15 protein-coding genes are annotated in these 10,126 nt (G+C 67.5%); 13 read left to right on the plus strand and 2 right to left on the minus strand.

Translation table 11 applies throughout. The features are described from left to right. Positions 1–122: 122 nt before the first annotated feature. A complete protein-coding gene (locus tag ACFPZ3_RS29510) occupies positions 123–842 on the minus strand; it encodes an SDR family NAD(P)-dependent oxidoreductase (protein ID WP_379517526.1) in 720 nt (239 codons plus the stop codon). Positions 843–1,041: 199 nt separating this feature from the next. On the opposite strand from ACFPZ3_RS29510, the gene ACFPZ3_RS29515 reads away from it, so the two are divergent. The 6 genes from ACFPZ3_RS29515 to ACFPZ3_RS29540 all read left to right on the plus strand — a co-directional run bounded on the left by ACFPZ3_RS29515 (position 1,042) and on the right by ACFPZ3_RS29540 (position 4,244). Beyond that, complete coding sequence (locus ACFPZ3_RS29515; protein ID WP_379517527.1) at positions 1,042–1,254, plus strand: hypothetical protein; 213 nt, start codon at positions 1,042–1,044, stop codon at positions 1,252–1,254. 32 nt (positions 1,255–1,286) lie between these two features. Continuing rightward, positions 1,287–1,661, plus strand: coding sequence for a DUF427 domain-containing protein (locus ACFPZ3_RS29520; protein ID WP_379517528.1), 375 nt, complete (start codon positions 1,287–1,289; stop codon positions 1,659–1,661). 528 nt (positions 1,662–2,189) lie between these two features. Further along, the gene (locus ACFPZ3_RS29525; protein ID WP_379517529.1) at positions 2,190–2,354 is read left to right on the plus strand and encodes a hypothetical protein; all 165 of its coding nucleotides are present in this window, start codon (positions 2,190–2,192) and stop codon (positions 2,352–2,354) included. 74 nt (positions 2,355–2,428) lie between these two features. Continuing rightward, positions 2,429–2,848, plus strand: coding sequence for a hypothetical protein (locus tag ACFPZ3_RS29530; protein ID WP_379517530.1), 420 nt, complete (start codon positions 2,429–2,431; stop codon positions 2,846–2,848). A gap of 347 nt (positions 2,849–3,195) precedes the next feature. Further along, the gene (locus ACFPZ3_RS29535) at positions 3,196–3,438 is read left to right on the plus strand and encodes a hypothetical protein (RefSeq protein WP_379517531.1); all 243 of its coding nucleotides are present in this window, start codon (positions 3,196–3,198) and stop codon (positions 3,436–3,438) included. Between the two features lie 347 nt (positions 3,439–3,785). After that, positions 3,786–4,244, plus strand: a complete 459-nt coding sequence (locus ACFPZ3_RS29540) for an integrase core domain-containing protein (RefSeq protein ID WP_379517532.1) — start codon at positions 3,786–3,788, stop codon at positions 4,242–4,244. A gap of 286 nt (positions 4,245–4,530) precedes the next feature. Here the strand turns inward: ACFPZ3_RS29540 and ACFPZ3_RS29545 are convergent, their stop codons facing one another. Beyond that, entirely contained in the window at positions 4,531–5,832 is a 1,302-nt protein-coding gene (locus tag ACFPZ3_RS29545; protein ID WP_379517533.1) for a helix-turn-helix domain-containing protein, read from the minus strand. A gap of 176 nt (positions 5,833–6,008) precedes the next feature. On the opposite strand from ACFPZ3_RS29545, the gene ACFPZ3_RS29550 reads away from it, so the two are divergent. The 7 genes from ACFPZ3_RS29550 (at position 6,009) to ACFPZ3_RS29580 (ending at position 9,581) form a co-directional block, all read left to right on the plus strand. Next, on the plus strand, positions 6,009–6,317 hold the full coding sequence (locus tag ACFPZ3_RS29550; protein WP_379517534.1) for a hypothetical protein: 309 nt from the start codon (positions 6,009–6,011) through the stop codon (positions 6,315–6,317). 98 nt (positions 6,318–6,415) lie between these two features. Next, the gene (locus tag ACFPZ3_RS29555; RefSeq protein ID WP_379517535.1) at positions 6,416–6,814 is read left to right on the plus strand and encodes a hypothetical protein; all 399 of its coding nucleotides are present in this window, start codon (positions 6,416–6,418) and stop codon (positions 6,812–6,814) included. Positions 6,815–6,995: 181 nt separating this feature from the next. Further along, positions 6,996–7,310, plus strand: a complete 315-nt coding sequence (locus tag ACFPZ3_RS29560) for a hypothetical protein (protein WP_379517536.1) — start codon at positions 6,996–6,998, stop codon at positions 7,308–7,310. Positions 7,311–7,474: 164 nt separating this feature from the next. Further along, positions 7,475–7,612: a hypothetical protein gene (locus ACFPZ3_RS29565; RefSeq protein ID WP_379517537.1), complete on the plus strand. Its 138-nt coding sequence runs from the start codon at positions 7,475–7,477 to the stop codon at positions 7,610–7,612. Then, positions 7,609–8,769, plus strand: a complete 1,161-nt coding sequence (locus tag ACFPZ3_RS29570) for a methyltransferase domain-containing protein (protein ID WP_379517538.1) — start codon at positions 7,609–7,611, stop codon at positions 8,767–8,769. The genes ACFPZ3_RS29565 and ACFPZ3_RS29570 overlap by 4 nt, the downstream gene beginning before the upstream one ends. A 182-nt stretch (positions 8,770–8,951) precedes the next feature. Next, positions 8,952–9,215 (plus strand): hypothetical protein, encoded by a 264-nt coding sequence (locus ACFPZ3_RS29575; protein ID WP_379517539.1) that lies wholly within the window; start codon positions 8,952–8,954, stop codon positions 9,213–9,215. A gap of 48 nt (positions 9,216–9,263) precedes the next feature. Next, positions 9,264–9,581 (plus strand): hypothetical protein, encoded by a 318-nt coding sequence (locus tag ACFPZ3_RS29580; RefSeq protein WP_379517540.1) that lies wholly within the window; start codon positions 9,264–9,266, stop codon positions 9,579–9,581. The last annotated feature ends 545 nt before the right edge of the window (positions 9,582–10,126 follow it).

Raw genomic sequence — 10,126 nt, forward strand, 5'->3', positions numbered from 1 at the left:
GACCACGTTCGCGCCCTTCTTCGCGAAGGCGACGGCGGCGGCACGGCCGATGCCGGTGAGGGCCCCGGTGATCAAAACGACGGGCTTGTCCATATCTCGACTCCTTATAGAGGCGCTGCGGGTCAGACGGCGGTGCGTCCGCCGTCGACCGGGATGACGGCGCCGGTGATGTAGCCGGCGGCCGGCGAGGCCAGGAAGGCGATGACGTCCCCGATTTCCTCTGCCTCCGCTGTACGGGACAGAAGCGTGGTCTTTCCCAGGGCCGTAAGGCTTTCCCTCGACGAGCCGCCGGTGTAGGCCGGTCCGGGGGCGATGGTGTTGACCCGGACGCCCCGCGGGCTGTACTCGGCGGCCCAGGAGCGGGTCAGCGAGGTGAGCGCGGCCTTGGTGGCGCTGTAGGCGGCGCCTCCCGCCAGACCGATCTGCCCGGCCATGCTGCCCAGGTTGATGACGACGCCCCTACCCCGCTCGGCCATCTGCGGCGCGATGGCGGCCGTGAGGTAGTACGCCGAGCGCACGTTGGCGTCGAACAGCTCGTCGAAGGTGCCGGGGTCCAGGTCGGCGGTGGGGCCGAACCAGGAGAACCCGGCGTTGTTGACCAGGACGTCAACATCCCCGGCCGCGGCCGCCAGTTGCCCGATGGCACGGACGTCGGTGAGGTCGGCGGCGAGGAACTCGGCGCTGCCACCGGCGCTCTCGATCTCCTTGACCACCACCGCTCCGCGCTCGGCGTCACGGCCGTGAACCAGGACCTTGTATCCGTCTCGGGCGAGCTTCAGCGCCGCGGCCCTGCCAATACCGGACGTCGCGCCTGTCACCAGGGCGGTGCGGATCTCGGTCATGATCGCTTCCTCTCGATTGATTAGACCGGTCTGTCTTGCTTCTCTTTCAGAGAACCTGACCGAGCCGGTCCTGTCAAACCATGAGCAAGCAAAGACGGCATTTAACCTGCTAGTTGACTTTTAGAGAAGACGGCGTCTATATTCGGCGAGGTGACTAGACAGACTGGTCTAATCAAGAGATCACGACAGGTGAACGCGCATGAGCAGCACCTTCTTCGGCGCCTCGTTTGACGCCACCGGCGCCGCATGTACGGCACGGTTCTGGGCCGCGGTCCTGGACCGCGAGGTCGCCGACGGGGCCGATGCGTACGATGCCGTCGTGGAGGCCGGCGATCCGAGTGGCGGGCCACCGGCTCGGTGGACCACGTGCGCCGACGTCGAGGGCAACGAGTTCGACCTCATCGCCGACTGAGCCCCCCACCACCAGGAAAACAGGAGAAGACCATGACGACATGGGAACCCGAGATCCCCGGACCCGACCACCCGATCACCATCGAGAAGACGGGTCGGCGCGTCGTAGCGCGCGTCGGCGAGCACGTCGTCGCCGACACCACCAGGGCCCTGACGTTGAGGGAGGCGGACTACCCGCCGGTCCAATACATCCCGCTCGACGACGTCGACCAGACGCTGCTCGCGGCCACCGACACCCGGACGTACTGCCCGTACAAGGGCGACGCGTCTTACTACAGCATCGCCCTCGCCGAAGGCGAGTTGATCGACGCGGTGTGGTCCTACCGTGAGCCATACGACTCGGTCGCAGACATCGCCGGCCACGTCGCCTTCTACGCAGACCGGGTGGAAGTCGCAGTCGGGGCCTAACCAGGCGAGGGCGCTGTGGGCTTCCTCGTGCCTGGCCGGCGCCCATACCAACCAGCGACATGAGCCCGTGCAGGGCCGTAGAGGTGGGCCTCCGTTGCAGTACGGACATTCCCCTCCCAGGGGCGCAGCGCCAGGTTGCCGCCGGTCGCCCGGGACTCCAGTTCGGCGAGCGCCTTCGGGCCGTCGGCCAGGTCGTACACCGTGGGCCGGCCCGGGCGGAGCACCCCGCGGCGATGAGCGCAAACAGCTCGCCCATGACCTCGCCGAAGATCTGCAGGGCGGCCTGGATCAGAATGCCGAGGTTGAAGCCGATCACGTGGACCCGGTGCCAGTAGACCGGTTCCCAGTTGGTGAGCGCCGCCTCGCCGCGGGCGCTGCCGAGGACCACGCCTCGGCCGGTGACCCGCTTCGCCGACGTCAGGCCGGCCTCCAAGGTGGTGCCGCTCCAGCCTGTATGCGACCTTCGGTGGCAAGCGCCAGCTGCAGACGGCCGCGCTGGGCCGCTACCTGGAGCGGCAGTCGCGGCCGGTGTTCGACGAGCTGGCCACCGACACCCAGCGGCTACCGGCCATCACCGGCTTCTTCGAGCGGCTGGTGGCCGCGCGCTGCACGGGCGAGCCCGGCTCGCGACTGAAGATCACTTGGTTGCTGCCATTGGCCGAACGGATAGGGTTCGCCGGGTGGGCTTGTTGATCAGGCGGCGGGTTCAGTGACCAGCTCGATCGCCACAGCGACACATGGAAGCGATCAAGGCTGGTATCTGACGTATGACGACATCTCCCGGACAGAGTGACCTGATCGACGACATCCAGGGCCGGCTGGAGAGCTGCGGATGGCAGGCCGAAAGCGGCGAAGGGTGGCGCTGGGTTGACCACACATATCAGAACGACGACGCGACGCTCCGAATCAGGTATCTGCCCAACATCAACGTGATCCGATTCGATTTCGAATCCGAGGAACGCCTGGCGGGGCTGTCCATCTCCTTCGTGGACTCCCCGGACCAGATTCTCGATCTGATCAGTCGTGACCAGTCCTCACTGTCTGAGGAGACCTGGCGGATCTTCATCGCTTCGCTGATCGAGCTGTCCCCCCGGATTCTCTCGCTGGCCGACGAAGACGGCGAGGACAAGGTGATCACCGGCCAGGACGAGGGTATGGCCGCGCTGCGCGAGGTCGACTGGGAGTGAGAAGCCGAACTCTTACCGATCTTGAAGTTTGCCCATCGCACGTTACTTAAGGTCATCTAGGACATCGCTGGCGGCCGATGTCGGGGCTGGCCAAGAGGTCTTCACCGTCGCTGCCTCCGAGGAGGAAGGTGAAGCGTTCCAGGTCGGCGCGGAGGGCGTCCAGGCCGTAGGCGGGGTGGCCGACGTGGTCCAGGAGCGATGGCGCCAGCCTGGCAGGGTCTGCGGCGAGCCTGTCCGCCTCGGAAATACGGTTTCGTGCTTTGAACTGGGGCATGCTGCATGATCAGGCCAGCGACTGCGACCATCGCTAGATGTTGTTGTCGCTTGTCTACCGGTTGGTGAGGGGCTTGTTCGACCTGCTGACAGTGCTGGTCCGCTCCGATCTGTCCAAAGATGTTGAGGTGCTGGTGCTCCGTCACGAGAACCAGGTGCTCCACCGTCAGCTCGGCAGCCGGCCTCGGTGGGGTGGCGCCGACCGGCTCTGGCTTGCGGCGTTGTCGCGGCTGATCCACCGCCGCCGGTCGGCGGAGGTGTTCCCGGTCACCCCGGCGACGATCCTGCGTTGGGCATCGCAGTCTCGTGGCACGTAGGTGGACCTTCACGGACAGGAGGCGCCCGGGACGGCCATGCACCCGCCGGCCGGTCAAGGCGCTGATCATTCGGATGGCGCGGGAGCACCCGACCTGGGGGCACTGGAGAATCCAAGGCGAGCCGGCCCGGCTGGGCTACAACATCGCGGCCTCCACGGTGTGGGGAGATCCTGAACGCCGCCGGAAATCGATCCGGCACCCCGCCGGGCCGGGCCGACCTGGCGGCAGTTCCTGACCGCTCAAGCCCACGCGATCATCGCGTGTGACTTCCTGATGGTCGAGACCGTGCTGCTCAAGCGGTGCTGGTCTTCATCGAGCACGGCACCCGGAGGCTGCACCTGGCCGGAGTGAGCGCGCAGCCGACCGGAGCATGGACGGTGCAGCAGGCCCGCAACCTGGTCATGGATCTGGGTGACCGCATCACCGGGCTACGGTTCCTGATCCACGACCGGGACCCGCTCTTCACCTCCGCTTTTCGGGAGGTCTTCACAGCTGAAGGGCTGCGGGTCAGCACAACGCTGCCGCGGACGCCGAGGATGAACGCCATCTGCGAGCGCGTCATCGGCACGCTGCGCCGTGAGCTTCTGGACCGGGTTCTGATCCTCAATGAACGCCACCTGGCACTCGTGCTCCGCGAGCACCTGATCCACTACAACCGGCACCGGGCGCACCAGTCCCGGCAGCAACGTCCCCCGGGTATCGCAGCGCAGCCCGCTCACGACGTGACCGACCTCAACGACCAGCGGATCGTCCGCCGAAAACCCGTCGTTGCCGGCACGGTCAACGAATACCACCACGCCGCTTAACCGCAGCTCAGGACACGTAACAAGATATTCGAGCGGCACCGTCACAGGACTGACCAACGAGTACCGCAGAGCAGCCGGATCGCCTGCAAACGCCCAGATCAGCAGCAGTATCCGCGTTTTGGCACCGCACACGCTCGCCCCGTCCGCGTCACCATCGCGTTCAGCTGGCGGCTGGGCCTACCCGGGGTCACCATCTCGGACGCGAGCAGCATCGGAACGGAATGCCGTATTGCGCCGTGCTCGTCGCCGCCGGTGGCGGGTGTCGTCTTTCGCGACGCCCCGCCGGTCAGGCCTCGATGGCCAGCAGCGAGCGCACGTCCCGCACCGCTGGTCGGTCCCGCTGCTCCAACGGCACAGCCTGCAACACCATTTTTGCGGTCTCCATCACGTGGGTGCTCCGGAACGCGCTCGAGAGTGAGGCCATGACCGCTGCTGCATGTGCCATGCCTTCCTCCACGCCGCCCTGCGAAACCATGGCCCAGGCCGTGTGCAGTTCGACGTTCGCCTGGTACACGTAGTCTCCTGCGTGCCGGAGCACCTGTTCGCGGGCGTCTCCTGCCAAATCTTCAATACCAGCGGCGCTGTAGACCCAACTCTGGGTGAAGTACACCTGATCGGGCTTCCAGAAGCTCAGGGCGTCCCCACGCACGCCTTGCTGTGCGAGGTCGTCCAACCTGCGCAGCGCCCTCATCGCCTCATCATGGCGCCCCAGCATGGACAGAGCCTTGGCCTCGGCCGCGACGAACTTGAGCGTCTGCCGCTTTCCGGCGAGGTCGACGGCCTCGGCCAGGAGGCGGAGCACGATCTGTGGCGACCGCTGACCGTACAGGCCATGGCCGGCCTCTTCAGCGCGGACCAAGAGCTGAAGGTCAAGGTCGCCAGAGGCGTCAGCCGCCCAGCGGGCGGTTTCCCACCAGCGCAGGGCGGCGCCGTGATCGCCCATCCGAGTGAAGGCGTTGGCCTGAATGGAAGCCAGCAGGGCGGTGACACGGTCGAGTTCGGCGATCTCGTCCTTTCGCGCGGTCTCTAGGTACTGCGACAGGGCCTCTAGATCGATGGCGAGATCATGGACCACCTGCGCGGGCGGCCGGGTACGCAGTGCATGGAGGTGGTTCTCGTGGGCGATGCTCCATTCGGCCAGTCCGCGGCGGGCGCCCATGGCCTGGTTGAGCCGTCGCCTGATGGCTTCTCCGTCCAGAACGGCTCCCATGGCGGCGCTTGCGGTGAGCTGTAGCAGGTGTCTGCGTTCCGTGGTGTCCTCCCCGAATGCGTCGTTTATATCCAGAGTACGCACAGGACTCATTGCGGCGGCAGGAGGGAGAATCTCCGCATTCGGAGCGGATTGCTTCCCGATTTTCTCAGATGCCTCAATAAGCGCACCTTGCGCATTGGTGGCGGCTTCCAGCCGCTCGACTACTCTACGGCTCGGCTTGCCGCCGTCAGCTTCCAGCTTTTGGACGTAGCTGATCGATATATCCGCTGCATGCGCCACCGCTTCAAGGGTGCGGTTACCGCGCAGACGGCGTAGGACCTGCCCGAACGTCTCTTCGCCCACCGCCGCCTCCGCCACGTCATAAATCTTTTCCACTGTTTTCCGCTGCAGCCCAGTAGCAGGCGGTGGAAGTGAGTCGAACGCTTTTCTCTGGACTGCGCATCCCCGTGCTGGCCACGCTACTGCTGAACGGCGTAAACGTCCCGCGAACCTTCCTCGCGCATCCTCGGAACGAATACGCCGCGCCACGCATATGGGATGGAGGTCCTGAAATGTTCGAGTTGCTGCGCGCTCCCGTCGAGCCCACCGCCCATGACGCCGAGATCAGGGCATGGCTACAGCTCGACGTGCGGGACCGTCAGCTCGTCGTGCTGCGCAACACATTCCACCCATGGCAGATCACCTACGACCTCACCCGAACGGGGCTGGTCTGGAAGGCCGGGCCATCGTGGCGGCTCACGCTGGAAGACGTGACCGCCGGGGTGCGGCGGATCGTGGAGTGCCGCAACCCCATCGACCTCATGGCGGACCTGACCGATCAGATGGCGATCATCCAGCGCCTGGCCGGTCCCCGCCCGTGAAGCTCCCGGCCCGCCGTGCCGGGCAGGCGGCGGGCTGGGCACCAGGCCGGGCCTCGTGCCCGCCGCCATCGAAGAACCAAACGCAAGGGAGAGCTCCCATGACAGCCAGATCGATTCAGCCCGACCTGTGGGCGGTAGCCGTGGAAGAGTCCACGTTCACGCTGCTCGACGGCACGGGCATCGAGTACGCGGCGATCGGGGACAGCGACGACTACGCGGTGCGTGACAAGGACCGTCCGGAGGCTGAGATCCGGCGGCCCGGTGACGACTTCCGCAAGCTGGGCGCACTGCTCGGCCGGGGACCCGACCTCGAGCAGTCGGCCGAGGGTCTCCACGACATCGACGTGGACGACGACCGATACGACGCGGTCGAGGGGACGGGCCTGAAGTACGCCCCGATCAACGACCACGACGCCGTCAGCGTCCGCGACCAGGAGCACCCGGGCGAGATCCGCAGGCCCGCCAACGGCTGGCGAAAGCTCGGCACGGTTCTCTAACGCCAGCCCGTTGAGATGCCCGGGGCGATCCTGGAGATCCGCTGGAGATCTGCCCTGGGACCTGACCGGCGCGGCGGTGATTCGGCCCGCACACCCCGTATGGCCTTCCGGCGCCGCGCCACCGAAAAGTGATCAATTTGTCCATCTGGAAACCGCACACCCTAGGCATGGGAGGTCGGCTGTGACCTCCACCGGCCCGCAGAAGTGCCCACGGTGCAGCGCCGACGTGGTCGTGGCTCGGCTGCTCGGATCGAGCCGCACGATCGTTCTGAACGCCGAAACCATCGCGGGCGGCGACTACACGATCTGGGCGAACGGCAACATGGCCGGTTACACCTGGATCGGGCGTGCCCGCCCCGCGCAGGTGCGTCCTCCCAAGCGGGGCGGCCCTGCCGTGTGGGACGGCCGAGCCGAGGCGAATCGGCGCCTGTGGTGGGTCGAGCACCAGCACAACAAGACGTCACAGGAGATTCTCCAGATGCGGGAGTCCGCATGACTTGTCCGTTAGACCACATGCGGTACACCCCCACCGCAACCTGAAGACGCCCGGCGCGGAAACCACACGCCCGGACGCCAGTCTCGCCTCAACAGCCCCGCAGGGCGAGCCCCACCCAAAACCGTGGCTCACCCCAACGGCCACAACACGAAAGGGATCAAAGCATGGGCGGGAAGCACGAAGACCCCAAGAGCCCCCAGGACAAGGAGGTCACCGGCGCCGAGGGCGGCACCGGAAGCACCAACGACCAACATCAGGAACCGCGGGGCGGCCACGCCAAGGGCAAGAAGGGCAGCAAGTGAGCGCGACCCCCGAACGCCTCGCCCGGCTCATCGCGGCCCTGGATCCTGAAGAGGCCGGCGACATCGGCGAGCCCATCCGGGAGGCGGTGCGCGCGGTGCCGCGCCATCTGTTCATTCCCCCGGTCGGCCTGGTCGTCGAAGAGGGAGAGCCGTACCTGATCGACCGCGAGACCGACCCCGGCACCTGGTGGGACGCCGTCTACTCGCGCAGCATCATCGTCACGCAGCTCGACGACGGCGCCACCGGCCTGCGCACGCTGCGGGGCGATTCCACCTCCTCGGCGTCCGCGCCGTCCACGGTCGCCGACCTGCTCAACCAACTGCAGCCGGAGCCCGGTCACCGGGTCCTCGAAGTGGGGACAGGTACCGGGTGGACGGCGGCGCTGCTGTCGCATCTCGTCGGGGATCAGGGGGAGGTGACCTCGGTCGAGGTGGACCCGCAGGTGGCCGGGCAGGCGGCGAAGAACCTCGCCGCCGCCGAGGCCCGGCTGCGGCTGGTGGTCGGGGACGGCGCGCTTGGCTGCAGCGACGGCGAGCCATACGACCGGGTGCACGTCACCTGCGGCGTGCGGAACATCCCGTACGCATGGGTGGAGCAGACCCGCCCCGGTGGCGTGATCGTGCTGCCGTGGCATCCCGGCTACGGCACCAGCCACGCGCTACGCCTCGAGGTGCAAGACGACGGGAGCGCGGTCGGGCGGGTGGTCGGGTACGCCGGCTACATGATGATGCGCTCCCAGCGTCCCAAGCCGGGCCAGGACCCGCCGCCGGGGCAGGAGCGTCGGCACTACCGCACAGCGCTCGACCCGCGGGCGCTGGACCAGCTGGGCGCGGGCGCGGACCTGACGATCGCCGCGCTGACAGGCCTGCTGTCGCACACCACCGAAGGCGCCGATGAGGACGGCCCGTTCGTGCGCACGTGGCTCTACGATCCAGGCGACGCCCGCTCGTGGGCCGCGGCCACGTGGCGGCCCGGGAGCGTGGATCACGGGGTGCAGCAGGTGGGCGACCGGCCGGTGTGGGATGAGGTGCTGCAGGCCTACGCGCAGTGGGTGAGCTGGGGCGAGCCGCACTGGCGGCGATACGGCATCACCGCCACGCCGGACGGCCAATCGATCTGGCTGGACACGCCAGACCGGGTGCTGAGCAGCACCTGAGCGCCGGGCAGGCGCGCGGCGGCGCCTTCCTTCGACCGATCCGATCCGGCCGCCGCGCCACCGGCTCGCACAACCACGAACTCATCGACCGCCGAAGCCGCCACGGCGCCGAACTGCTCATGCTGGCCGTTCGCCCCTTGATCCCGCAGCGCCAACAGCTTCGCCCCGAATACCACCTCCCCATGAACGGAGTCCTCGTCGTGTCGCGCCACAAGATGATCAGTGTGCCGGCTCTGCTGTTGACCGCCGGTTACGTCGCCTTCGTGCTGCTGGCCCCGGCCAGTGTGACCAAGCAGGTCAGTCAGGCTCTGGTCGTGGGTCTGCTGCTCGCCTGTCTCGGGGTCGCCCTGCAGGCGGTCCACCGGGCGCGGCGGGTGCGGCGGGCCGCCCACCGCACCCAGCCCCACCCCGAACACCCACAGCCGCCCTCCCCACCCACCCCGTGAACGGCACCCCCTGCCTCGCACCGATCCCCATTCACTTCGGAGTCAGCCATGCCCAACCCCATCGCCCCCGCTGTGGCCGCCGATGCAGCCGCCGAAGCCGCCATCCACCTCGACAACCTGCAGGAGGCACTACAGAGCCTCAGCCTGCACACTCGCCTGCTCACCCGAGACGACCGACTACCGCGGCTGCGCGTGATCAACCCCAAAGCCACCACCTTGACGGAGATCATCTCCGTTGCGCAAAGGCACGATCGATGGCTGTTCTTGTGGTCGTGGAACGAGCCAATCACCGAGGTCGCCCAGCTCGCCACGGCAGCCGAGCGTATCCGCTACGTCCTGGCCGCAACATCCCCGAGCGCCGCGTAGCCCCGCTCTACGTGACGCGGCCGATGCCTATGGTCGGCGTCCGGAGGCCCAGCGTCCGGTACCCCGGTAATGGTGTCGGCGACGGCCGGGGCACGCCCACCTGGTGCACCACGCCCCATTCGGTGACATCACCTCCATCCCCACGGTTACCGCCTGAAGAGTCGGACTCATGGTGGGGAGCAGTGCCAATGATTTCTCGGGCGAACGCTGAGCGATAGCGCGGCTCTCCCGGCTCAACGCGTTCTCAAGGCCTGGTGGCAGGCCGGTTTCCACCAACCACCGGCCGGTCACCCACGCGGTGATGATCACGGCGCTTCCCCGGACGCCTGATCGTTGCCGGGGGCGGTCCCTCGCCTTGGGGACAATCGCGGAAGCCAAGGGCCGCGATGCGAGGGACCGCCCCACCCCACAAACGTGCGGCAGCCACCTCCCTCAAGCGCGTGGGGCTGCCGGGCTCAGACCCTGCGCGTAACGCCGGGATGCTCTCTGAAGCTGGGACGCATCACACCTCCCTTACCCGCACCGCCCCTGAGCAGGAGGCCGGT

The organism is Nonomuraea insulae, assembly GCF_042656245.1.

What these genes read in the sequence shown, in the direction of transcription:
- ACFPZ3_RS29515 (WP_379517527.1), top strand. Translation starts at nt 1,042, where the DNA reads ATGAGCAGCACCTTCTTCGGCGCCTCGTTTGACGCCACCGGCGCCGCA.
- ACFPZ3_RS29580 (WP_379517540.1), top strand. Translation starts at nt 9,264, where the DNA reads ATGCCCAACCCCATCGCCCCCGCTGTGGCCGCCGATGCAGCCGCCGAA.
- ACFPZ3_RS29575 (WP_379517539.1), top strand. Translation starts at nt 8,952, where the DNA reads ATGAACGGAGTCCTCGTCGTGTCGCGCCACAAGATGATCAGTGTGCCG.
- ACFPZ3_RS29555 (WP_379517535.1), top strand. Translation starts at nt 6,416, where the DNA reads ATGACAGCCAGATCGATTCAGCCCGACCTGTGGGCGGTAGCCGTGGAA.
- ACFPZ3_RS29530 (WP_379517530.1), top strand. Translation starts at nt 2,429, where the DNA reads ATGACGACATCTCCCGGACAGAGTGACCTGATCGACGACATCCAGGGC.
- ACFPZ3_RS29550 (WP_379517534.1), top strand. Translation starts at nt 6,009, where the DNA reads ATGTTCGAGTTGCTGCGCGCTCCCGTCGAGCCCACCGCCCATGACGCC.
- ACFPZ3_RS29565 (WP_379517537.1), top strand. Translation starts at nt 7,475, where the DNA reads ATGGGCGGGAAGCACGAAGACCCCAAGAGCCCCCAGGACAAGGAGGTC.
- ACFPZ3_RS29510 (WP_379517526.1), bottom strand. Translation starts at nt 842, where the DNA reads ATGACCGAGATCCGCACCGCCCTGGTGACAGGCGCGACGTCCGGTATT.
- ACFPZ3_RS29520 (WP_379517528.1), top strand. Translation starts at nt 1,287, where the DNA reads ATGACGACATGGGAACCCGAGATCCCCGGACCCGACCACCCGATCACC.